Below are 23,444 nucleotides of genomic sequence, written 5' to 3'. Positions count from 1 at the left end.
CGGCGCAGCAGTCCCCCGTAGCTCAATTGGCAGAGCAGCCGGCTGTTAACCGGCAGGTTTTTGGTTCGAGTCCAAACGGGGGAGCCCAGCCTTCCACTCCCGCCCGTCGGCCCCGCCGACGGGCGTTTCCGCGTATCCCGGCCCCCGCCACCGACGGCCCCAGCTGCTGACGAACCGTGCCGCCGCGACCGGGCCGGATGGGCGGTTTCCGCCCCGGAGAGCGTATCCGGACGGCAGGATGACGGATGTCGACCCGGGCTCCCGCCGCGTCGACCGCCGCGTCGACTAAAGGGGTGGACCGGGATGGCCGGTGGACGGGGCCGGGGCGCGGCCACGCTGACCGCCGTGGCGGTCGTCCTGGCCTGGCTGGTCGTCGGCGGCATCGCCGGACCGTACGCCGGCAGGCTGAGCGACGTCGCCACCAACGACAACGCCGCCTTCCTGCCCGCCGACGCCGAGGCGACCCGGGCCCAGGACCTCGCCGCCGGCTTCGTCGCCCGACCCACCACCCCGGCCCTGGTGGTGTACGCGCGCAGCACCGGCATCACCGGTGCCGACAAGGAACGGGCGGTCGCCGACAGCACCCGGTTCGCCCAGGTCAACGGGGTGGCAGGGCCGCTGCCCCCACCGATCCCCAGCCAGGACGGGCAGGCCCTGCAGGTGGTGGTGCCGATCGACGACGCCGAGGGCGAACAGATCGGCCGGGTGGTCGACGAGTTACGGGGCATCGCCGGCGGCGACCGGGACGGGCTCACCGTGGACGTCGCCGGCCCGGCCGGCCTGCTCGCCGACCTGATCGAGGTCTTCTCGGCCATCGACGGGCCACTGCTGCTGGTCACCCTGGTCGTGGTCCTGATCATCCTGCTGGTCGTCTACCGCAGCCCGGTGCTGTGGGTCTTCCCGCTGCTGGCGGCGGGGATGTCGTACGCGCTGGCGGCGGTCTTCGTCTACCAGTTGGCCGAGCACGACGTGATCAAGCTGAACGGGCAGGCGCAGGGCATCCTCACCGTGCTCGTCTTCGGCGCCGGCACCGACTACGCGCTGCTGCTGATCGCCCGCTACCGGGAGGAACTGCACCGGCACGAGCGGCCCTGGGACGCGATGCGTACCGCCTGGCGGGGTGCCGCCCCGGCCATCGCCGCCTCCGGGGCCACCGTCATCGTGAGCCTGCTCTGCCTGCTGCTGTCCAGCCTCAACTCCAACCGGGCGCTCGGCCCGGTGGCCGCCATCGGCATCGCCGCCACCCTGCTGGTGATGCTGACGTTCCTGCCCGCGCTGCTGGTGCTCGGCGGCAGGTGGGCGTTCTGGCCGCGTACCCCCGGGGTGGACCGGGCGGACCCGCAGGCCGAACACGGGGTGTGGGCCCGCATCGCCAGGTTCGTCGCCCGCCGGGCCCGGGTGGTGTGGCTGACCACCGCCGTGGTGCTGGCGTTGCTCACCCTCGGCCTCACCCAGCTCGGGGCCACCACCCTCGGCCAGTCCGAACTGTTCGCCGACCGCACCGACTCCGTAGCCGGGCAGGAGGTGATCGCCAGGCACTACCCGGGCGGCACCGGCAGCCCGGCGACCGTCTTCACCCGGCAGCAGACCGCCGGACAGGTCGCCCAGGTCGCGCAGGGCGTGCCCGGGGTGGCCGCCGTACGCCCGGTGACCCGGCGGGACCAAACCGGCCCGCCCGACCCGGACGCCCCGCCGCTGGTGGTCGACGGACGGGTGCAACTGGAGGCGACCCTGACCGACCCACCGGACAGCGACGCCGCCGCCCGGACCATCCGCAACCTGCGCGAGGCGGTGCACCGGGTGCCGGACGCCGACGCCGTGGTCGGCGGGTTCACCGCCATCGACGTGGACACCTCCGACGCCTCCACCCGGGACCGCAACGTCATCATCCCGGTCGTCCTCGTGGTGATCACCGTGATCCTGGCGCTGCTGCTGCGGGCGCTGGTCGCGCCGGTGCTGCTGATCGCGACGGTGGTGCTGTCCTTCCTGGCCACCCTCGGGCTCTGCGCGCTGGTCTTCACCCACCTGCTGGACTTCCCCGGGGTCGACGCGTCGTTCCCGCTGTTCGCCTTCGTCTTCCTGGTCGCGCTGGGCATCGACTACAACATCTTCCTGATGAGCCGGGTCCGTGAGGAGTCCGCCCGGCGGGGCACCCGGGCCGGGGTGCTGGCCGGGCTCACCGTCACCGGCGGGGTGATCACCTCGGCCGGTATCGTGCTCGCCGCCACCTTCTCGGCGCTCGCCGTGCTCCCGCTGGTGGTGCTCGTCGAGTTGGGTGTGGCGGTCGCCGTCGGGGTACTGCTGGACACCATCGTGGTCCGCTCGCTGCTGGTGCCCGCCCTGTCGTACGACATCGGGCCCATGGTGTGGTGGCCGAGCCGACTGTCCCGGTCGGCGCGCGACGACACGGAGGTGGCACATGGTCGCTGAGACGGACGTGGTGATCGTCGGCGGTGGTCTCGCCGGGCTGGCGGTCGCCCGCCGGCTGCACCGGGCCGGGGTGCCCTGGCGGCTGCTGGAGGCCGGCGACCGGATCGGCGGCCGGGTCGCCACCGACGCGGTCGACGGCTACCTGCTCGACCGGGGCTTCCAGGTGCTCAACACCGCCTACCCGAGACTCGGCACCCTGCTCGACCCGGGCACCCTCGATTTGGGCTGGTTCACCTCCGGGGTGCTGGTCCGCCGCGGCGACCGGCTCGACCGGCTGGTCCACCCGGTACGCGAACCCGGCGGCACACCCGCCACCGTGCTCGCCGGCGTCGGCTCACTGGCCGACCGGCTGCGCTTCGCGGCCCTCGCCACCGGCTGCGCCACCCTGCCGGCACACCGGCTGCTCGGCGCGCCGGAGACCACCAGCGAGACCGCCCTGCGCCGGGCCGGGCTGTCCGACACCATCATCGAGGAGCTGATCCGGCCGTTCCTGTCCGGCGTGCTGATCGACCGGGAACTGGAGACCTCCAGCCACGTGCTGGCGATGATCCTGCGGTCCTTCGTCCGGGGCCGGATCGGCCTGCCCGCCCGGGGGATGGCCGCGCTGCCGCAGGCCGTGGCCGCGCCGCTGCCCGCCGACCTGGTCACCTGCGACACCCCGGTCACCTCGGTCGCCCCCGGCCGGGTCCGCACCCCGGCCGGTGAGATCACCTGCCGCGCCGTCGTGGTCGCCGCCGACCCGACGGCGGCGACCACGCTGCTGCCCACCCTGCCCCGGGTACGCACCCACAGCTACACCACCTACTACCACAGCGCCCCCGAGTCGCCACTCGACGAACCGATCCTGCTCGTCGACGGCGACCGGCGGGAACTCGTCGCCAACACGGTGGTGGTCAGCCGGGCCGCGCCGTCGTACGCCCCGCCCGGCCGGCACCTCGTGGCGACCTCCGTGGTCGGTCCCACCGCCCCGCCCGAGCCGACGATCCGGGCCGAACTCGACCGGCTCTACGGACGCTCCACAGCGGACTGGGAACACCTGACGACGGTGTCGGTCCCCGAGGCGCTGCCCGCCGCGCCACCCCCACAGGGACGGCTGCGCAAGCCGGTGGCGCTCGGCGGAGGGATCTTCGTGGCCGGTGACCACCGGGACAGCCCGTCCATCCAGGGGGCTCTGGCCAGCGGCTGGCGTACGGCCGGTTCGGTGCTCGCGGAACTGCGCGCGGCGGGCTGATTCGGGTGCCACCGCAGCCGCTGCTGACTGTTATCCTCGCGTAGCCCATCGTGCCGAACGGTGCCGACGGGTGGCACCGCTTCGGCGGTGGCCGGTGGTCCGTCGGGCGGGTTACGATCCGGCGCGGTACGGGGGCGGTAGCTCAGCCGGTTAGAGCAGGGGACTCATAATCCCTCGGTCGCGGGTTCGAACCCCGCCCGCCCCACCAGCGAACGGATGTCCGGGCCGGCGGGGCGTAGGGGTGCGGAAGCGCAGGCCGCGACCGGTGTGTCCGTGCCCGGTACTGTCAGTCCTGGCCGCCGCGGTACTCGTACAGGCCGTCGATCATCCTGCGTTTGAGCGCCGGCACCCGGTCGACCACGCGCAGGTAGCCGCGCATGCCGGCCAGCGCGACGCGACCCAGCACCGGCTTGTGGACCAGGGCGTCGGCGGTCATCTGCTCCCGCGAGTCGCGGACGGCCTGGAAGCCGTACTCGATCATCCGGGTCTCGTAGTCGTGGACGGCCTCGACCAGCCCCTTGCGCCCGTCGCGGACGAGCGTCAGCTCGTCGGTCAGGCGCTGCGCGTCGCGCAGCGCGGTGTTGGCGCCGACCCCCCGACCCGGTGTCATGGTGTGGATGGCGTCGCCGAGCAGGGTGACGTTCGTGCTGGGCCAGGCCGGGATCGGCACCGAGGTGCGGATGGTGATGGCGAACGCGGTGCTCGGGTCGCCGAGGGTGAACAGCTGGCGCAGCCGGGGGCTCCACGTCGGGGTCATCCGCAGGGCGGCACGGATGAGGTCGTCGCCGCCGTAGGTCGTGATGTCGGCCGGGAACTTGTCGGCCGCCGCCGCGATGCCCCAGTTGAGGTAGTCACGGGTGTTGTCGAACAGCAGGCCGGGCCAGCGCGCCAGCAGTTCGTCGTCGTTCCTCGGCCGGCCCTGCTGGTCCCAGGGGAATTCCATCCAGTGCAGGATGCAGGACTTGCCGCCGGGCGCGAGGACCATGCCGATGCCGGGGAAGAACCGCGTCGGCAGCAGCGCCGTGGTCCGGGGCGTCATCGGCACCTTGGCGGCGATCGCGATGATGCCGGTGTCCTCGGTGCGGGCGTGGGGGAGGTACTGGCGGCGTACCGCCGAGTTGACGCCGTCCGCCGCCACCAGCAGGTCGCCGGTCGCGGTGGTCCCGTCGGCGAAGTGCGCGATGACGCGACCGTCGGCCTGGTGCTGGTAGCGGACGAAGGTCTTGTCGAAGTGGATGACGTCCTGCATGCCGGTGAAGAGCACCTGGCGCAGGGTCATCCGGCTCACCGACCTCTCGACGTCGACGTCGTCGGTGGCCGGGCGCAGGGGCAGCGCGAGCGTCGGCCGGAGCCGCTCGTCGAAGAACACGAAGTGTTCCGGCGCGCGGGCGCAGGTCGCCACGAACGTGCGGTAGAGCTGGTCGGGCAGGCACGCCTTGAGGGCCCGGCTGCCGTGCGGGTCGATGCCGACCCGGTAGCCGTGCAGGCCGTCGCCGCGGGTGCGGTCCCGCTCGTAGACGGCGACGTTGATGCCGGCTTGCCGCAGGCCGTGTGCCAGGCACATGCCGCCGGTCCCGGCGCCGATCACGAGTACGTCCATGTCCCCGCTCCTCTAGAAACTCTGATTACTAGATAATCTAGATACTGTACGACGGTTGGCTAGAATTTCCCACCATGGGTCTGGCGGAGCAGCTCGGCGAGGCGATGCAGGCGTACCAGCGCGCGGTCGACGTGCTCGATCAGCGCGCCGCCGACCTGCTCGGCCTGAACCGCACGGACATGCGCTGCCTCGAGCTGCTGTTCGCGCCGGAGCCGCCGAGCCCCGGCGAGCTGGCCGCCGCGGCCGGGATGACGACCGGGGGCGTCACGACCGCGATCGACCGGCTGGAACGCGCCGGGTACGCGACCCGGGAACGCGACAGCGCCGACCGTCGTCGGGTGACCGTCCGGCCCACCGAGGCGGCCAACCGGAAGGTCGGCGCGATCTACGGGCCGATCGTGACCGACGGGCAGAGGTTCCTGCGGCGGTACGACGACGAGACGCTGGCGCACATCCTCGAATTCATCACGCACGCCACGCAGAGCTGTCACGAGCACGCCGAGCGGCTGGGCCGGTAGCGGGTCCTCGTGGGTGGTTCACGGCATCGCTGAAGGGCCTTCAGGGGCCGCCTGGCGGCCCCGGCGGCGTGGCGCGGGGCGAGGCGGCGGAGCCTGGTCGGAAGGCTGCCCGGGTGGACGGGCGCGGCGTTCCCGGCGGGCGACGGCGGCGGGGAAACAGCAAAGGCAGGGAGTCAGACTCTCCCTGCCACTTCTAACATATATCGCACCCCGGGCCTTGTGGCAAGACCCCGGTGGCGGTGCAGAATCTCCAGTCGACGCCAGAACCTGGCGAAATCCGAGATTCGCGAAGCATGCGTTGGTTTCGACGTATCAGGCGACGCGAGCAGTCGAACGGGGAATCCATGATCGACGTGACCATCGTGGGCGGTGGGCCGACCGGCCTGATGCTGGCCACCGAGCTGCGGCTGCACGACGTACGGGTGGTGGTGCTGGAGCGCGACGCCGAGCCGACCAGCGTGGTGCGCTCGCTCGGCATGCACGTGCGCAGCATCGAGCTGCTGGACCAGCGGGGCCTGCTGGAGCGGTTCCTCGCGCACGGCAAGCAGTTCCGGATCGGCGGCTACTTCGCCGGGATCGCCAAGGACTGGCCGTCGGGAATGGACACCGCGCACGACTACATCCTCGGCATCCCGCAGCCGGTCACCGAGCGGCTGCTCGCCGAGCACGCCACCGCGGTCGGCGTCGAGATCCGGCGGGGCACGGAACTGGTCGGGCTGAGCCAGGACGAGGACGCGGTGACCGCCGAGCTGGCCGACGGCACCCGGCTGCGTACCCGCTATCTCGTCGGCTGCGACGGCGGCCGCAGCACGGTGCGCAAGCTGCTGGGTGTCGGATTTCCCGGTGAGCCCACCAGGAACGAGACGCTGCTGGGCGTGATGGAGCTGACCGCGCCACCCGACGAGGTCGTCGCGGTGATGACCCGGGTGCGCAGGACGCAGCTACGGTTCGGGGTCGGCCCGGTCGGGGACGGCGAGGGGTTGTACCGCGTCGTCGTACCGGCGGCCGGGGTGAGTGAGGACCGGGCGGTCCCACCGACCATCGAGGACTTCCGGCAGCAGTTGCGGGCGACCGCCGGCACGGACTTCGGGGTGCACTCGCCCCGCTGGCTGTCCCGCTTCGGCGACGCCACCCGGCTGGCCGAGCAGTACCGGGTCGACCGGGTGCTGCTGGCCGGCGACGCGGCACACGTGCACCCGCCGTTGGGCGGGCAGGGGCTCAACCTCGGTCTCCAGGACGCGTTCAACCTGGGCTGGAAGCTGGCCGCGCAGGTCGCCGGGTGGGCACCGGCGGACCTGCTGGACACCTACCAGGCGGAGCGCCGGCCGGTGGCGGCGGACGTGCTCGACAACACCCGCGCGCAGACGGAGCTGATGTCGCTGGCGGCGGGTCCGCAGGCGGTGCGTCGGCTGCTGACCGAGCTGATGGACTTCGAGCAGGTGAACCGGTACCTGATCGAGAAGATCACCGCGATCTCGGTCCGCTACGACCTCGGTGCGGACCACGACCTGGTCGGCCGGCGGCTGCGGGACGTGGAACTGAAGCGGGGACGCCTCTACGGGCTGATGCACCGGGGCCGGGGGCTGTTGCTGGACCAGACCGGGGAACTCTCGGTGGAGGGCTGGACCGACCGGGTCGACCGCGTCGTCGACGTCAGCGGCGAACTGGAGGTGCCCGCGCTGCTGCTGCGGCCCGACGGGCACGTGGCGTGGGCGGGTGACGACCGGCGGGAGCTGCGCGACCGGCTGTGCCGGTGGTTCGGCGTCGCCACCGCGGCCCAGGACCTGTCCGGGCCCGGCCGTTCCGGCCGGTAGGGCCGGCGTCAGGGTGCGTCGGGCCGGGTCGTGCCGTCGCCGCCGTTGCGCTGGGCGGCCCGCAGTGCGGCGTGCATCTCCCAGGGTGCCTGGGGCAGCGCGCGGCCGGTTTCGAGCAGGGACTTCAGGTTGGCCATGACCGCGGGCCAGCCGGCGGAGACCGCGTCGAAGTCCTCGTCGGACGGCAGGTTCACGTGCGTGACGGTCAGCCGGACGATGTCCCGGTGCGGTTCGATGAGGAAGGTGACCGTGGAGGCGTCCGGCCCGGCCTCGGCGTCGACGTCGCCGAAGGTCATGACCAGCCGGGTCGGCGGGGTCGCGTCGAGGACCGTGCCGCCGCCGTCGGCGATGCCCGAGCCGTCGGTGCGTCGGTGTTCCCACCGGGAGCCGGGTCGCCAGTCGGAGACGTTGTGGTGACCCCAGTACGTGCCGGTCAGGTCGGCGTCGGTCAACGCCTCCCAGACCCGCTCCGGGGTGGCGTGGATGTAGGTCACGTACACGAAGGTGGGCTTGGTGACGGTCATCTGCGGCTCCTCGGCCTGTCGGCGGATCGCGTCGAGCACCCGTAGCCGGGGTTCCTCGAACGCGGCGATCCATCGCTGCGGCAACTCGTGGATGGGGACCGGGTTGAGGTAGTGCCACCTCTCCCGGCCGCGTCGGACGGCGTTGACCAGGTTGGCCTCCTGCAACACGCCGAGGTGTTGCGTCACCGACTGCCGGGTGATGGCGAGTTGGGCACAGAGTTGGCCGAGGGTCTGACCGTCCTGGCGGCGGAGGCTGTCGAGCAACCGGCGACGTGTCGGGTCGGCGAGCGCCTTGAACACCTTGTCCATGTCGCCGGCCATGACCAGCATTATGCAGGCATCTGCCTGCCTAATGTCAAGCGAGGTGCCGTCGGCGGCGGGCAGGGTGGGCGGCCCGCGCACCGGATCCGGGAGCCGGGCGCGGAAAGCTCCCCCGCCCGGTGACCGGGCGGGGGAGCGGATCATCCGGTACGGGCCACGTGGCCCGTACCGGATGACAGGGTCGCACCTGGAGAGGTGGACCGGGTCGGTCAGGCGACCGTGCAGGCCGCGCCGTTGAGGGTGAACGAGGAGGGCTTGGCGGTGTTGCCGGTGTGGTTGGCCTGGAAGCCGATGTCGATCGAGCCGCCGGCCGGGATGGTGCCGTTGTAGCTGGCGTTACGGGCCGTCACCTGCCCCGACGAGGGGGAGTAGGTGGCGTTCCAGCCGGAGGTGATGCTCTGCCCGCCGGGCAGCGTGAACACCAGGGACCAGCCGGTCACGGCGCTGGAGCCGGTGTTGGTGATGGTCAGGTTCTCGGTCAGGCCGCTGTTCCAGGCGTTGACGCTGGCGGTGACCCGGCAGGCCCCGGAGCTGGGCGGCGGGGTGGTGGTTGGCGGGGGCGTGGTGGGCGGCGGGGTGGTGGGCGGCGGGGTGGTCGGCGGGGGCGTGGTCGGCGGCGGGGTGGTGGGCGGCGGCGTGGTCGGGGTCGGGTTGGTCAGGCCGAAGAACTGGAGGGCGACGGCGGCCATCCCACCGGAGGGCAGGCTGTGCCCCGCCCCCTGGACGCTGTACGCCTCGACGAGCACGTTGCCGCTGGCGTCGGCGTAGCGGCGGCGGTTCCAGTTGGCCTGGGGGGTGTCGGTGGAGGTGGGCGTCTGGCTGAGCCCGAACACGTTCGTCCACTGCTCGATGGTCTCCTGGAGCAGCGAGTACGGCACCAGGGTGTCGGCGGTGCCGTGCCACAGCTGCACCTTCGGCCGGGGGCCGGTGTAGCCGGGGTACGCCTGCTGACGGACCGCGTCGCCCCACTGCTGCGGGGTACGGTTCATGTTCCCGCCGGTGCACTGGCTGGCGCCGGGCGGGTAGTCGGCCGCGTTGGCGAAGCAGTTGTAGGGCACCCCCATGAAGGCGGCCCCGGCGGCGAACACGTCCGGGTAGACCGCCAGCATGTGGTTGGTCATCATGCCGCCGGACGAGCTGCCGGTGGCGAACACCCGGCGGGGGTCGCCGCCGTACTGCCGCTCGGTGTAGTTGATCATCGAAACGATCGACACGGGGTCGCTGCCGCCGCCCCGGCGCTTCGCGGCGTCCGACCAGGTGTCGAAGCAGTTGCCGAAACCGGCCTGCTGGGTCGCCGACGGGTAGATCACGATGTAGCCGTACCGGTCGGCGAGCGAGGCGAACTCGCTGCTGGAGTAGAAGCCGGGACCGGTGCCGCCGCAGCCGTGCATGGCCACCACGATCGCCGGGTTGGTCGGGCGGGTGTTCGGCACGTAGATGTGCATCCGCATCCGACCGGGGTTGTCGCCGAAGTTTGTCACCTCGACCAGCGACGCGGCGTACGCCGGCTGGAGCGTCGGTACCACCAGGGCGGCTGCCGCCACGGTGGCGACCAGCGGCGCCGCCAGGGCGAGCAGCAGTCTCCGTCTGATTCTCATGGGCGTGACTCCCTCACAGGTTGAGATCGGCCGCGCGACCGTGCGGCACGGGTACGCCCGGATGCCCGTGTCGTCCGCGCCGGCCCACTACGTCCGGCATGCCCTGCCCCGGCCCTAGGGCATTGCATGGCACTTAGTGTTCTCCTCGGTCCCACAAGTGTCAATCGAATGGCCTCGATACACTTGACGGTCACCGGTTCCGCGCCCGGGTCCACCCCGGACCGCGTTTGGTAGGCGGGCACCGGTGCGCCGTCTACAGTCGGTGCCACCGTCGCCCAGCCGAGCCCGGAGCGTCCCAGTGCCACACCCGTTCGACATCGAGGAGATCTTCCCCGACGACGGGGACCACCCGGTGCGGCTGCCCCGCCGGCAGGCCGGCAACTCGCCCCAGGGCGTCGCGGTGACCCTGCTGGCCGACTACACGCTGCGGACCCGGGCGTGGCTGCCGTCCGCCGCCATCGTCGCGCTGCTCGCCGAGTCCGACGTCAGCCTCGCCGGCGCGCGGACCGTGATCAGCCGGCTGGCCCGCCGGGGCGTACTGGAGGGCAGCCGGCAGGGGCGGCGCAGCTCGTACCGGCTCAGCCGGTCCGCCGCGGTCAGCCTCTCCGTCGGCGGCAGCTGGGTGATGGCCGCGACCACCACCACCCAACCGTGGGACGAGTGCTGGACCCTCGTCGCGTTCTCCCTGCCCCAGGAGCGCAGCGCGCAACGACGTGCCCTGCGCGGCCAGCTCCGGTGGCTGGGCTACGCGCCGCTGTACGACGGACTGTGGATCTCGCCGCACGAGCTGACCCCGAAGGCACGGGCCCAGCTCACCCAGCTCCACCTCGGCGCGGTCACCGTGTTCCGGGGCCGCCGGGTCGACCTCGACGCGGTCGCCGGCCGCGATCCGCTCGACGCCTGGGACGTCGCGGCGGTCGCCGAACAGTACGAGAGCTTCCTGCGACGCTGGCGGCCCCTGCTGCCACGGATCGCCGCCGGCCGGGTCGACGGCGCCGAGGCGGTCCGGGCCCGCACCGAGGTGATGGACACCTTCCGGCGGTTCCCCACCCTCGATCCGCAGCTACCGCTGCGGCTGCTGCCCGCCGGCTGGCTGCGCGGCCCCGCCCGGGAGACCTTCGCCGCCGTCTACGACGGGCTCGCCGACACCGCCGAGCGGCACGTCCGGGCCGTCGTCGCCCGGTTCGCCGACGGCACGTACGCCGCCGACGTGCGGGCGCACAGCACCGCCGACCTCCTCGCCGGGGTGTGCGCCACCGAAGCCCGCACTCCCGCCCCACCCGCAGTCGCCACCGACCTGGCGGAGTCGTCCCCGGCGCACTGACCCGGCCACTGCCGGCCCCACGGCCCGCTCAGAGTTTCAGCCCCTCGACGGTGCCCAGGTCGTACCAGGTGAGGGAGAAGGGGCTGTCGCCGGACGGCACGACCGGGAACACGCCCCAGCTCTCCAGGACCGCGCCGGGCCGCAGGGTGAAATCCGTGCCGGGCCGCTGCGACGCGCAGTACGTGTCGACCGGGAAGACCTGCCGCCCGTCGTCCATGGTCAGATGCGACGACCGGAGATCCGCCGTCCGGGCCGGGCAGCTGAGCACCCAGCCGCCGGGGGACCGGGTCGTATAGCGCAGCTGCACCCGCAGCGTACCCGCCGTCACCTCCAGACCCGTGACGGTCGCCGTGTTCTGCCCGTCGTCGTAGAGGAGGCGACTCATCTGCCGTGGGCTGGCCTCCGGCGACGCCGAAGCGACCGCGCCGGGCGCGGCGGTCGACGGGGCGGGGCTGCCGGACGCCGGCTGCGTGGGCCCGGAGGCGGTTGCCCCGGCCGGTGCCGCCGCGTCCCGACCCGGCCCGGTCGGCTCCGGCTTGTTGAGCGTGATCCAGACCACGGCGGCGGCCCCCAGCACCACGATGACGACGATGCCGACGATCAACCCGACCAGATGCTTGCGCAACATCGATGATCCTTACTGCCGGTGAACAGGCTCCTTCCACGCTAGATCCCGGTGGCAAGATCCGCAGGTCGGCGGGGTCGTCGAGCTCACCGGCGGCGGGCCCGTTCCAGCACCTCCTCGACGGTGAGCGGGCTGCGCGGATGGTGACTGAGCGACAGCGGGGTGCGGATCTTCACCGGTGCGGCGCCCTCGGCGGCGAGATAGAACTCGCCGGTGCCGAGCCGGGCGACGTCGAGGATGTCGCCTCCCTTCGCCTTGGCCATCTCCCGGGCGGCCTCGATCTGGATCGGGCTGTTCAGCCGGCCGTAGAGCTGGGTCGCCGCGTTGCCCGGGATGCGGTTGTGCAGCCCCTTGGGCGCCTGGGTGGCGAAGACCAGGCCCAGGCCGTACTTGCGGGCCTGGGCCGCCAGCGCCAGCGTGCTCTGGGTGCACGGTGTCATCGCGCCGGACGGGGCGAACGTCTGCGCCTCGTCCATCACCAGCAGCCCGAGCAGCGGGCGGTCGTTCGCCGGGTGTTTCCTGATCCAGGCGAACAGCGCCATCTGCAACTGGTTGACGAAGCCCTGCCGGGCCTCGTCGGACTGCAGCCCGACGAGGCTGACGACGGAGATCCGGGCCCGCGCGCCGGGGGCGGGGGTGAGCAGCAGGCCCGGGTCCATCGGGCTGCCCTCGCCACCGAACAGCGGATCGTTGACCATCGCCGCCGCCAGCGACTGCGCGATCCCCACGCCGATCTTGTCGGCCCCGTCGATGTCCAGCAGCCCGTCCGGCAGGTCGGCGAGGGTGTCGATCAGGCCCTGCACCCGGCTGCCGCCGCGCCGGCCGTAGTGCTCGACGGCCTTACGCAGCACGGCGAGCCCCAGGTGGACCTTGTTGGTGCGACCGGTCAGCTGGGCGCGGGGCGCGAGCGACGCGACAGCCGCCTCCACGGCCTCGTGGAACTCGTCGGGGTCGTCGCGCACGCCACGGAAGTCCGGCAGCGGCTGGAAGCTCAGCGGGCGACCCGACGACCGGCGTGGCGTCCACACCAGCACGTCGGTCCCGGCGAGGTAGTCCCGGGCCTTCCCGGCGTCCCCGGCGCGCCACTGCGGCGGCGGCTCCGGCCACCCGTCGCCGAGGCGGGCCAGGTCGTTGTTGGGATCGAGGACGATGGCGGAGACCCCGGCGAGGGCACACTCCTCCAGGACGCGCCGGATCAGCACGGTCTTGCCGGACCCGGAGCCGGCGAAGATGGTGGTGTGCTTGCGCAGGGCCTCGAGCGGGAGGGACACGGGCCGGTCGGTGCGGTGGTCGTACCCCACGGTCAGCCGCGGACCGGACTCATCGCTGCCGGCCGGTGGAGGATCAACCTCGCCCGAGTCGGACCTCCCGCCGGCCGTCCCCGCGTCGACCGATTCCACCTCGGTCGGTGTCGTCTCGGTCGCTCCTGCGGTGACCGGTCCGGTGTGGTTCGGTCGTACCGCTGAACCGGCTTTGTGGTCACCGGGAGCATCGGGGAGCCAGTCGTCGGCGGAGGCGAGGGCCTGCTGCAATACGGAGAGGTCCCGTGTCGGTTGACGGGTGGTCAACCAACCCTGGATGTCGACGGGGGACTCCGCGAGCATGACCCGGAGGGCTCCAAGGATGCGGAGATCCTCGTGGTCCAGCGGCAGGATCGTCCCGCCGGCCTGAGTGAACGCAGTGATAGCCTGCCGGGTCTTGGCCCCGCTCGACCAGGCCCCGTTGCGGAGCAGGAAGAGCTTACGGCGGGCCACCCGCGCGTCGAGCCCCGCCACTGTGCACGCCTTGCGGAGCCGGGCCAGCGCGGCGATGGCGTGGTGCTCCTCGCTGATCGCCCGGAAACACCAATGGACCTGGTCCTCGGTGGTTTCGTCGAGGGTGAGCCGGAGCCGGGCGTGCAGCGGTGGCTGGGCGCTCGGGGCTGGATCTACGCTGAACGATCCGCTCTGTTCGCCGCGCGTCATCACCCAGGCGGTCAGCCCCGCCGCGAGCAGCGCGGGGACCGTGCTGTCCTCGCTGTCGCGTGCCAGCGGGCCGGAAACGTCTACCTCGCTCTTGAGCTGGGCGAATCTCGCGTCGAAGCGGTCGAGATCCTCGACGGCGGGCAGGCTCGGGCCATGAGGTTGCGGCGCTGCCGCAGCACCGAGCCGGGTCAGCTCCCGCACCTCACCGGCGGCGACGCAGGCCCGGATGTGCCGGTCGATGTCGATCAGCAACTGCCGGGGCGTCATTTGCTCGGCCTGCGCGAAGGCTTCCGGCCGCACCGGCCACGACGGATACGGCGGTACGAAGCCGCGTTCGGTGAACCGGGCGGCGAACCGTCGCTCGACGATCTTGCAGGCAAGTGTGGCGTCGTGGATGGTGGTGAGCCGGGGTGCCATCCGGAACCGGTCGCTCACCGTCCCAACCGTTCTGCTCCTGATGATCGTCCACGAGGTCGGCAGGCAGGCCACCAGGGTGAGCGTTCGGCGGGTGAGCTGGCGCAGCGACATCAGGCCGTCGGCGATCCGGGCGTGCACGGCGGCCTGCTCCGGGTCGTCCCGCACGTCGGGCCGGGCGTGCAGGGCATCACCGGCAGCCACGGACTGCGCGATCAGGGTGTCGATCTGGTCGACGGCGATCACGGACGGGCCGGTGAGGGCCAGCAGCCAGGAGAGTTCCTGGACGATCTGCTGCGCGCTGCGGGGTGCCCGCCGCATGCCCCAGGCACTGCGTTCGCCTGGCTCCCCCTCTTCCCCGGAGGTGAAGTAGTTCTCCGCGATGTCCCGATGGCTCACGTCTTCCGAGGCGCTCAACGCAAGGGCGCGGGCCGTTTCCCGGCAGGCGCGGGCCACGTGAGGCGCGTACCCGACGAGCCCTTCGACGAACGCGTCAAGGGCCGTCCGGGTCAGCTCGGTGTCACCCATCACGGCCCGGCGGACCGACCGGGGTGCCCCGACCATCGAGGAGAGCCGGCGCAGCAGCAACCGGAGCTGGCTCTCGCTGCCGGGCACCGGCCGGGACAGCCCGTCGAGCATGGCGGCGAGCACGCTGTCCCAAAAGCCGTGCGCATCCAGCAGCCCGACCAGGAAGAAGTAGCCACCCTGCTGCTGGACCTGCTGGCGGATCCAGCCCAGCAGGTGGGTTTTGCCAGAGCCGCGCTGCCCCTGCAGCACCAACCCGATCGGGCTGCTGTCGGCGCTGTCCCGGGCGTCGGCCACCCCGTCGAGGACGTCACGGACCACGGCGGCGTGCAGGCCGTCCACGTGGAACGGTGAGGGCCGCCAGACGTCGTCGGGCACCGGCGCCCAATCGAACCTGAGCGCCGCCAGTGCCGCATGCTCCGCCCTGGTCATCCCACCCCGATCGCCAGCAGGTGCTTGTCCTGGCCGCCCAGCCGCAGGGCCGCCGCGACGTCCGCCGAGGTCAGCAGCTTCTGGTTCTCTTCCGGGACGATGTCCACGTCCGGCTCGCGCTCCAGATCCCGCAGCGCCTCGTCAAGGTCGGCGGCGCTCACGTCACCAAAGAAGGGCCGCAGCCGAGTCAGGCTGACCCAGGCCCCAGGCTCGGCGGCCAGCGCCGCGTACGCGTGCCGGACGCGAAGACCGAGGGCGAGCCGCTGATCCGGCTGCGGCGTGCCGGCCCGCACGTCGGTCAGCGCGAACATCTCACCGAACGTGCGGTAGTCGCTGCGAGCCATCACCCTGTCCCGCAGGTTCACCTGCAAGGCCGTCAGCGCCCCACCGAGAATCCGGCCAACCGACGACTGGAAGTTCAGGTCTTCCTGTACCCGTACCCAGCCTTCGTCAGCGAGCTGGTGTTGAAAGGTGCGGCCCTTGGGGCGACTGTCGATGTAGCCGAGTCGATTGAGCTTGTCCCGATACTCCTTGCGAACGTCGACGCCGTAGCGCTCCTTCAACTCGGTGTTGAGTACCTCCCGTGCCTCCGCCATCAGGACGAACAGGATCGCGGCCTCGGAGGGGGTGAGGTCATCGCCGGGCATGGGGTCTTCCTTCCGTTATGTCACGTCGTCGGGCCCGGACCAGGGTGCCGATCTGGTGCACCACCGCGCCGACATCGTGGTTGATTCGGGCATTGGTGAAGCGCAGGACGGCGTAACCGTCCAACTGCAACTGCACATCGCGCTGCCGGTCCGCCTCGAACCGGTCCGGCCGGCAGTGCTCCGGGCCGTCGATCTCGACGACACACCGTTCGTCGGGCCAGAGCAGATCCAGGCAGACCGGAGATGAGAGCGGATGTGGCTGGTGGTATCGGTTCCAGCACCGCCCCACCGCCCAGCTCTCGGCGGCCAACGCGGCCTCCAGAGCAGCTTCGACCGTGCTGCCTGGGTGAGGTCGTCCCCGCACGTCAGCCGGCAGTGGTAGGGGTGGCCGAGGTCGATCGTTCTCCGCTCGGTCGAGCATGGCGCAGACCACTCGGTCCTCGTGCCGGAGCACTGCGCCGACCAACCACACGCTTACCCGGCCGTGGTGACACAGCCATTCCGCACCCGCCACGAGGGCCCGTTCGCCCATCGCGTCGAGGTCGTCGGGTACCTCGATCAGCAGACTCACCCGGGTGCGCCCGAAGCCCTCCGCCACCACACGGGTCAGGCCCAGACACCGGATCTCCAGGGGAAACGGGTCGACCGGCGGTCGCCGGCCGGAGAGCGCCACGGTGGCCAGGTGCGCCAGGAACGGCGCGAAGTGCGCGGAGTCCCGTGCCCGGCGGACTGCGGCGGCCCGGACGGCGGTCAGGCCGTACGGGTCGGCGCGGGGGACATCCGCAGCCTCGGGAAGCCACCCGGGCAGTAGCGCCACCGCGACGCCTTCCAACTCCTCCAGGGCGGCACGGACGAAGGAATTGGGAGTAGTGGTCGCGCCCGGACGCAGCACGATCGTGGCCAGGTCGAGCAGTTCCCCGGTGGCGGTCGCCGCGACGGTGTCGGTCCGCGCTCCCCGGAGTTCGATGACGCGGTCCATCGGCAGCTCGGCGAGCTGGCGGACGAGGCTCATGGGAGGTCACCGGTGTAGGTCGGGGAGCCGTCCGGGCGGAGTCCGAACGCGCGTAGCCGGTGCAGGTCGGCCTTACGGACGTGCTCGGTGTTGAGCAGGGCCAGCAGCCGGTCAGCGGCGTGCGGAGTGCCGGCATCGACTTCGGTGCGCAGTTCGTGTTCCCGACGGAATTCGAACAGCAACCCGGTCAGTTGGTCGGCGGCCTCAGACTCGCCTGCATCCACTGCTGCGCGTAACGTGGCGAGCCGGGCGTGGAAGATACTCTCATCCTCCCGGCCGGCCACGCCGTCGGAGATCCCGGCGAGCCGGCGAGCCGCCGCCTCGTCGCCCGCCTCGGCGCGCCGACCCAGCTCGTCGACCCGCGCCTGGGCGGCGAGTAACTCGACGAACAGGTCGGCTGCCAGCCGGTGCCCAGCGTCGGCACGCTCCCGCAACTGCTGGAGGCAACCCTGCTCCGCCAGCAGCTCGGCGAGGTCGTCGGCGGCGACCGAGTCACCGGCCTCGGCCCGCACCCGCAGGTCGGCGGTCCGCCCGCCGTCGTGCAACAGCTCCCAGAGCTGGTCTTGGGCGCTTGGATCGCTCCGGAGCTCGGCGGCCCGGTCTCGCAACACGACGGTCGTGGCAAGCTCGGTGGCGGCGGTCTCGTCACCGGGAGCTGTCCGGACCCGTTCCGCCAGCAGCGCGACGGCTTCGGTCAGCCGATCCTGTCGGGTCAGCAGCCGGGCCAGTTCCAGGAAAGCCGCGCCGTCCTGGAGTGCGCAGAGCCGGCGCAGCGCACGTTCCGCGTACTGGTGACGCATCCGAACCGAGGCGCTGCCCCATAGCCGGCGGAGGTCGTCGAGGCTGTCCACACCGTCTATCAGGGCCTCCCAGAGGCTGTCCGGCGGGCACCTGTCCCGCTGGACGCGCTTTACATGCTGCGCGAGATAGTCGGCGGCGACATAGCCGGCGAGGATGCCGGGATGCCGTCCGGCCATTGGCGAGAGGGCGGCGATCGTGCCGTGCAAGGGAGCCTCCGCGTACGGGATGGCGGCGGCCAACCAAGAATCCGGCGGGCTGACCCGCTCCACCGGCCGCAGATACCCGGACATCGCCCGACGGAGCAACTCCGGCGGCAGTGGGGCGTGTACGCCGAGGCGACGGGCGTCGGCCGCGACGGTGATGACCGCCTTCGCGTACGACGGTGCCTGCTCCCACCGGTGTACCAGGTCCGGCCCGGCGGCGAGAACCTGGGTCAATCCCGCGTCGCTGCTGTCCAGGGCGATCCGGATCCGTTCGTCGTCCTCGGCGATCTCCCGGGCCCGGGTCCGTTCCGCACTCACCAGCCCGGCTGGCACGCTGATGACCTGAGCGAACTCGAGAAGCGCCCGATCGTCCGCATGCTTGTCGGAGGAGCCGGTACGCCGAAGCCCCTTCCGGATGGTGTATTCCTCGGACCAGAGCGTGCCCACCACGATCATCCGGCTTCTGACCAGGATCCTGACCATGTCCCGGGTCAGCGGGGGAGTTGCGCCCAGGAAACGGTGCATCTCGTCGAGCCACAGGATCGTGCCGTCGGTCGGCTCGTCCAACAGGCTAAGGATCTCGTCGGTGCCACTGGGCTGGACCAGCCACCAGTTCGGTACGACGTTGTGGATGGCCTCGTACAGCGAGCGGGTCTTACCCGTGGACGAACCACCCACCAGGGTGACGAAGCAACCCCGGTCGGCACCCATCGCAAGCGCCTCCTCCAGCGCGTCGTCGAACTCGCGACGTACATAGCTGGGGAGTTCGTCGTGCGCTCCGGAGGACCCGATCGCCGCGTGAATGCCCAACTCGCGGGGGGACGCCTCGTCGAATCGGCCCGCGCGTAGCGGCCCTTGCCGGGACTGCTGGGCCAGACGGTGCCAGGTTTCCCAGATCTGCTCCCGGCCGGAGTCAGGCAGTGGCCACACGGCCAGCAGGCTCTCCAGCATCGGCTTCTGCACCCTGCGCTTGCCGTTCAGGACGTCGCTGACGGTGCTGCGCTTCAACTCCCTGCCCCCGTGGGCGGACCGGCCGCGGGCCGCCTGCTCAAGATCGCTGTAGGACAGGCCGGAATCGGTGTGGATCCGATTGAGGCACTTCGCGAACTCGGGCCAGGTCCGGGCGCGTGGGAGATCGGATAAGGCGGCGGACTTCAGCGTTCTCCACCCTCCCGTGCAGCCGTCGGACGAACCCGAACACCCTACGAAGCGGGTCGCCGCCAGCGCCATAGCAAGGCGTCTCGCACTAAGCGACCGTCCGGCTGGCTCCCACTTCCTCCGGCCTTCTCCGGAATGCTCGACCATCGTCGTTCGTGCTGCTGACATGGCATTCGTTCGCCGGGAACCGGTGGAACCGAGGGGAGCTGGGGAGGGTTCGTGCAGCATTGGACAGTCGTGCTTCAGACACTTGGTGAGTTGTTCTCGACCGCTGGGGCATTCGTGACACTGATCATTCTGGTGAGGCGAGCGAGGAATACCGACGACGATGATCGGGAATGAGCGTGGCGTTCGGTCGTCGAGTCACCCGCCGGTGGCCCGACGGATTCGGACAGGCTATGCGCTCCTGCCGGGTCTTCCGTCGGCGAGCGACTGCGCCCGGCGGCTCAGCGACTCGACGTGGGTGGTCAGCTCCCGTACCGCCTGCTCGTCGGCGTCGTCCAGGGTCGACAGCCGGTCGAGCAGGGCGGCGTGGTCGGCGGTCAACTGCCGGTAGCGTCGGACGAAGCCGCTGTCCTCGCCGTCGGGGCGGCCGCTCAGCAGGGCGTACGTCGGGTCGAGGTCGATGATCTGCTGGGCCAGGCCGGCGGTGGCGGCGCTGAGCGCGCTGCGGCTGTCGGTGCGTTCGTCGCGACGGACCCGCCGGGCCGCCGCCAGCCGCCCGGCCCGCCGGCCGCCGAGGTAGAGCACCGACGCTCCGGCGACGACCCCGGTAACCGCCGCGGCGGCGAGCAGGAACCGGGGCAGCGACGGGCTGATCGTCCGCGCGCCGTCGGGCACGGTGCCGGCCTTGACCAGCCGGTCGTAGTTGACGGCGATGACCTTCACGGCCTCCAGTGGACGGTCGACGAACGTGTCGATGCCCCGACCGATGATCATTTCTGCGGCGGCGGCCTTGCCCAGGTTCTTCTTCTCGTATCCGGGCACCAGGGCGCAGCCGTAGGTGTCGTAGTCGTCGCCGTCGCGGCTGAGCACCAGCACGACGGTCCCGTCGGCGGCCCGGTGCACCTGCTTGCAGGTGTCCCGCAGGTCGGCCCCGGGGGAGCGCAGGATCACCACCAGCCGGCGGTTGCCGATGACCCGTTCCGCCGCCGCCCGGTCCACGTCGAGCCCGGGGTCGGCGTAGAACGACGTGGTACGGACGTGCCTGGCGATCGGGCCGTCCAGGGCCCCGCCGCTCCACACCGCCCAGCCGGCCAGCACCAGGCAGGCCAGCACGGCCAGGCCGAACGGGGTGCCGAGCAGGCCGGCGACGCGTGCCCGCCCCGGGCGGGCGGTGGCGGTCCGCGGGGATGGGGAACGTGTCATGACAGCCTGCCCCGCAGGTAGTTGTCCGGTCGGTAACTGGCGATGCCGACCTGACGCGCGGTGTCGTCCAGCTCGGCCGCCGCCTCGTCGAGCAGGGTGCGGACGTGCCGGGCGGGCAGTTTCTCCTCCCACGCCGACCGGGCGGCCTGGAGTGTGACGATGCCCCGGGTCAGCGCCGGGTTGCTGCGGGCGTCGGTCAGCAGGGACACCTCGACGGCCAACGCGGTCAACCCGGCAAGCCGGGTCGGCGCGGTATCCCGCCGGCTGCCCGGCCCGCGGTCGGGCCGGCGCAGCGACCGGGCCGACAGCACCATGAACGCCGCCACGCAGCCCGCGAAGAGCCACGGCAACGCCGGTAACGCCACCCGCAGCGGGTCGGCCGGCCGGTACGGCAGGGGCCGCTCGAACAGGCCCGCGTAGCGGATGTCGGTGACCCGGTTGAGATAGACGCCCAGCACGTTGCGCTGCGGGTAGTCGGTGCGGCTGAGCAGGTTGGCGAACTGGCCGTAGAAGCTCGCCCCGGCCAACTCCGCGAAGTCCGCCGCGCCGGGCCCGTGGTATTCGATCCAGAGCCCGTACATCACCACGATCGGCCGGTCGGGGAACCGGGCGTTCAGGGCGGGACCGTACCGGGGCAGGGGTTCGCCGTAGCGCTGCACGGGCAGCGCGACGTACCAGGCCCCGTCGGGGAAGGCGTTGCGGGCGGCGGTCTCGGGCACGTCGGTGAGGGTCGCGCCGGGCGCGATGTGCCGCCCGGTCGCCCGCAGGTCGGTCAGGACGGTGGTCAGCTCCGGCCCGCTCGGCTCGCGCCAGCGCAACTCGTCTCGGTCGGCCGGGGTGGACTCCTTGCGCAGCGTGGTGATCAGGGCGATCAGCAGATCGGTCACGTCCCCGGTGGCGAACTGCGCCCGCCAGGCGGGCAGCCGGTCGGAGCTGGCCTGGTAGAAGCCGCCGCTGACCTCGGTGCCGATCACCCGGATCGTGGCGTTCTCCACGTCCCGGACCCGCTCCCGTTCATCTTTGTCCAGGCCGGGCGGGGCGACCAGGATCCGGGTGTCGCCGGCCACCTCCCGCACCCGCTGCTCGTTCCAGTACGCCACCGAGCCCGGCAGGCGGACCACCGGCGCGGCGGCCACCAGCGCGGTCATCTCGTCCACCGACGGCACGGTGGCCCGGTCGGAGGTGCCGGCGCCGTCCGTGTCGACCCCGGCCGTCGACGTCGGCGACCTGCCGTAGCTGACGTCGATGCCCTGCTGCCGCTGGGCGAGCAGGAAGACCACCAGGACGAGCACGGCGATCCCGAGCAGCGTCCAGCGCAGCGGCTCGGCCAGCCGGCGGTATCCGCGGGCGGTCACCGGTGCTCCCGCCACAGCCGGTCGGCCTGCCGGGCGTGCTCGGCCGCCGCCCGCGCCGCGTCGACCCCGCCGCCTCGACCCGCGAGCGACTCGGCGCGGGTCAACAGCCGTTCCGCCTCGGGCACCCGGCCCGGGGTCGCGTCCCGGCTGACGGCCGCGCTGTCGATCGCCGCGCGCGCGGCCGACCAGGCGGTCCGCCGCTGCTCCGCGTGGGCCCGCCGGTGGGGCAGCAGGGTGGTCGCCACGCCCGCGGCCACCAGCAGCACCGCACCGGCCAGCCAGAACAGGGAGGGGTCTGCCATGGGCTCCAACCGTTCGCCGGGTCCGGGGGACGGCCCCCGGGGGTGGTCCGACCGAGTCTCGCCGATCGGGTCAACCCGCGCCACACGGCCCCCGACCAGGGCGGTTGTCGCTGCGAAGGGTGGCGTGCCGGTGATCGTGAGTACGGGTGCTCATCCGGTGGCCGGCCCCGCCGACGATGATCGGGGCGTGCAGATGACGCGTACCCGAACCCTCCTCGGCGGTGTGCTGCTCGCGGCCGCGACGATCGGCACCTGGGCGGCCTGGCTGGGGTGGGAGAGCGGCTACTCGACCGACCCCCGCACCGGCGCGACCTCCGGCCCGTACGCGGTCTGGCAGGTGGTCGGCGCGGTGCTCACCCTGGTCGTGGTCGCCGCCGTCGCCGGCTGGCTGCTCGGCCCGGTGCTGGTGGCGCCGGTGATGACGGTGGCGTTCACGGCCGCCTGGTCGGGGCACGCGGCGGCCACCGACGACTCCGGGCTGTGGGTGGTGGGGGCGGTGCTGGTGCTGTTCGGCACCGGCGTCGGCAGCACCCTGGTCAGCCTCGGCAGCCGGCTCGTCCGCCGCCGCGTCGCCGACCGTCGCCCGCGTACCTGAGCCCGGCTCCCGCCTGCGGGTTCGTGCCGCAGTGGCGGGCATCCGCCGTTCGGCAGGCGGTCAGGCGGTGAATTCGTCGGTGATCCGGACGAGGATGCAGGTCAGGTCGGCTGCGGTCGGGGTGCTCTGCGGGTCGACCAGCGACTGGGCGGCCAGGCCGCCGAGCAGGGTCTGGTAGAACGCGCCGAGGGCCAGCGCCTCGGCCTCGTCGGCCTCGGGGTCGAGCTGGTGGAAGATCGCGGCCAGCCCGAGCCGGGCGCGGTGGTTGGCGGCGCGGAGTGCCTCCCGCAGCTCGGGGGCACGGTCGAGCTGGGAGATCAGCTCGAACTGGACGGCCCAGAGGGGGCGTAGCCGGTCGAAGGACTCGATCACCCGGGTCCAGGCCGCCTCGAACCGTTGCCGTGGGGTGGCGTCCGGGCCGGCGTCGACCGTGAATGCCCGTTCCAGTTCCTGGCCCCACTCCTCCATCGCCTCGAAGAGCGCCTGGTCCAGCAGGGCCCGGGTGGTGCGGAAGTGGTAGCCGATAGCGGCCAGGCTGGTGCCGGCCGCGGCGGCCACGTCCCGCGCGGTGGTGGCGGTGTAGCCCTTCTCCACCAGGCAGCGTTTCGCGCCGGCGAGCAGGTCGTCCCGATTGCCCATGGGCACAGCGTAGCGGGTCCCTCGCACAAGGGTCTTGCACAACC

Annotated in this window: 18 protein-coding genes and 2 tRNA genes; 8 read left to right on the top strand and 12 right to left on the bottom strand. The window is 72.2% G+C overall.

All coding sequences use genetic code 11. The annotated features are described in order from the left end of the window. Positions 1–11: 11 nt before the first annotated feature. The 4 genes from ACN261_RS01715 to ACN261_RS01700 all read left to right on the top strand — a co-directional run bounded on the left by ACN261_RS01715 (position 12) and on the right by ACN261_RS01700 (position 3,869). Positions 12–84, top strand: a tRNA-Asn gene (locus ACN261_RS01715). Between the two features lie 219 nt (positions 85–303). Further along, entirely contained in the window at positions 304–2,430 is a 2,127-nt protein-coding gene (locus tag ACN261_RS01710) for an MMPL family transporter (protein WP_425848051.1), read from the top strand. Further along, positions 2,420–3,661 carry an NAD(P)/FAD-dependent oxidoreductase gene (locus ACN261_RS01705; RefSeq protein ID WP_421483667.1) on the top strand — a complete coding sequence of 414 codons (1,242 nt, stop codon included), beginning with the start codon at positions 2,420–2,422 and terminating at the stop codon, positions 3,659–3,661. Before ACN261_RS01710 ends, ACN261_RS01705 begins: the two co-directional genes overlap by 11 nt. Positions 3,662–3,792: 131 nt before the next feature. Continuing rightward, positions 3,793–3,869: transfer RNA gene (locus ACN261_RS01700), tRNA-Ile, on the top strand. A gap of 78 nt (positions 3,870–3,947) precedes the next feature. Here the strand turns inward: ACN261_RS01700 and ACN261_RS01695 are convergent. Then, positions 3,948–5,261, bottom strand: coding sequence for an FAD-dependent oxidoreductase (locus ACN261_RS01695; protein WP_425848047.1), 1,314 nt, complete (start codon positions 5,259–5,261; stop codon positions 3,948–3,950). Between the two features lie 74 nt (positions 5,262–5,335). Here ACN261_RS01695 and ACN261_RS01690 point away from each other — a divergent pair, with 74 nt between their 5' ends. Further along, positions 5,336–5,779: a MarR family winged helix-turn-helix transcriptional regulator gene (locus ACN261_RS01690; protein WP_425848045.1), complete on the top strand. Its 444-nt coding sequence runs from the start codon at positions 5,336–5,338 to the stop codon at positions 5,777–5,779. A gap of 344 nt (positions 5,780–6,123) precedes the next feature. After that, the gene (gene rox / locus ACN261_RS01685; protein WP_425848042.1) at positions 6,124–7,593 is read left to right on the top strand and encodes a rifampin monooxygenase; all 1,470 of its coding nucleotides are present in this window, start codon (positions 6,124–6,126) and stop codon (positions 7,591–7,593) included. A gap of 8 nt (positions 7,594–7,601) precedes the next feature. Here the strand turns inward: rox and ACN261_RS01680 are convergent, their stop codons facing one another. Together ACN261_RS01680 and ACN261_RS01675 are read right to left on the bottom strand one after the other, a co-directional pair. After that, the gene (locus ACN261_RS01680) at positions 7,602–8,438 is read right to left on the bottom strand and encodes an ArsR/SmtB family transcription factor (protein WP_421483663.1); all 837 of its coding nucleotides are present in this window, start codon (positions 8,436–8,438) and stop codon (positions 7,602–7,604) included. Positions 8,439–8,647: 209 nt separating this feature from the next. Next, the gene (locus ACN261_RS01675; RefSeq protein WP_421483662.1) at positions 8,648–10,036 is read right to left on the bottom strand and encodes an extracellular catalytic domain type 1 short-chain-length polyhydroxyalkanoate depolymerase; all 1,389 of its coding nucleotides are present in this window, start codon (positions 10,034–10,036) and stop codon (positions 8,648–8,650) included. 298 nt (positions 10,037–10,334) lie between these two features. On the opposite strand from ACN261_RS01675, the gene ACN261_RS01670 reads away from it, so the two are divergent. Next, complete coding sequence (locus tag ACN261_RS01670; RefSeq protein WP_421483661.1) at positions 10,335–11,360, top strand: PaaX family transcriptional regulator C-terminal domain-containing protein; 1,026 nt, start codon at positions 10,335–10,337, stop codon at positions 11,358–11,360. 28 nt (positions 11,361–11,388) lie between these two features. Here the strand turns inward: ACN261_RS01670 and ACN261_RS01665 are convergent, their stop codons facing one another. The 8 genes from ACN261_RS01665 to ACN261_RS01630 form a co-directional block, all read right to left on the bottom strand. After that, entirely contained in the window at positions 11,389–11,988 is a 600-nt protein-coding gene (locus ACN261_RS01665; RefSeq protein WP_421483660.1) for a hypothetical protein, read from the bottom strand. 83 nt (positions 11,989–12,071) lie between these two features. After that, complete coding sequence (locus ACN261_RS01660; RefSeq protein ID WP_425848037.1) at positions 12,072–15,266, bottom strand: ATP-binding protein; 3,195 nt, start codon at positions 15,264–15,266, stop codon at positions 12,072–12,074. 50 nt (positions 15,267–15,316) lie between these two features. After that, the gene (locus ACN261_RS01655; RefSeq protein ID WP_425848034.1) at positions 15,317–15,967 is read right to left on the bottom strand and encodes a hypothetical protein; all 651 of its coding nucleotides are present in this window, start codon (positions 15,965–15,967) and stop codon (positions 15,317–15,319) included. After that, positions 15,954–16,979, bottom strand: coding sequence for an endonuclease domain-containing protein (locus ACN261_RS01650; RefSeq protein ID WP_425848032.1), 1,026 nt, complete (start codon positions 16,977–16,979; stop codon positions 15,954–15,956). Before ACN261_RS01650 ends, ACN261_RS01655 begins: the two co-directional genes overlap by 14 nt. After that, positions 16,976–18,991 (bottom strand): hypothetical protein, encoded by a 2,016-nt coding sequence (locus tag ACN261_RS01645; RefSeq protein WP_425848030.1) that lies wholly within the window; start codon positions 18,989–18,991, stop codon positions 16,976–16,978. Before ACN261_RS01645 ends, ACN261_RS01650 begins: the two co-directional genes overlap by 4 nt. 546 nt (positions 18,992–19,537) lie before the next feature. Beyond that, positions 19,538–20,509 (bottom strand): hypothetical protein, encoded by a 972-nt coding sequence (locus ACN261_RS01640; protein ID WP_425848027.1) that lies wholly within the window; start codon positions 20,507–20,509, stop codon positions 19,538–19,540. Further along, positions 20,506–21,864: a hypothetical protein gene (locus ACN261_RS01635; RefSeq protein ID WP_421483655.1), complete on the bottom strand. Its 1,359-nt coding sequence runs from the start codon at positions 21,862–21,864 to the stop codon at positions 20,506–20,508. The genes ACN261_RS01640 and ACN261_RS01635 overlap by 4 nt, the downstream gene beginning before the upstream one ends. Continuing rightward, positions 21,861–22,166, bottom strand: a complete 306-nt coding sequence (locus ACN261_RS01630) for a DUF6403 family protein (protein ID WP_425848025.1) — start codon at positions 22,164–22,166, stop codon at positions 21,861–21,863. The genes ACN261_RS01635 and ACN261_RS01630 overlap by 4 nt, the downstream gene beginning before the upstream one ends. 193 nt (positions 22,167–22,359) lie before the next feature. On the opposite strand from ACN261_RS01630, the gene ACN261_RS01625 reads away from it, so the two are divergent. After that, positions 22,360–22,761: a hypothetical protein gene (locus tag ACN261_RS01625; RefSeq protein WP_421483654.1), complete on the top strand. Its 402-nt coding sequence runs from the start codon at positions 22,360–22,362 to the stop codon at positions 22,759–22,761. Positions 22,762–22,821: 60 nt separating this feature from the next. Here the strand turns inward: ACN261_RS01625 and ACN261_RS01620 are convergent, their stop codons facing one another. Next, positions 22,822–23,400, bottom strand: a complete 579-nt coding sequence (locus tag ACN261_RS01620) for a TetR family transcriptional regulator (protein ID WP_425848023.1) — start codon at positions 23,398–23,400, stop codon at positions 22,822–22,824. Positions 23,401–23,444: the final 44 nt, after the last annotated feature.

It is taken from the genome of Micromonospora sp. WMMD723, from assembly GCF_049863385.1.
GTDB classification, from domain to species: domain Bacteria; phylum Actinomycetota; class Actinomycetes; order Mycobacteriales; family Micromonosporaceae; genus Micromonospora; species Micromonospora wenchangensis.
Note: the sequence above shows the minus strand (reverse complement) of the source record. Positions and strands in the feature narration are given on the sequence as shown.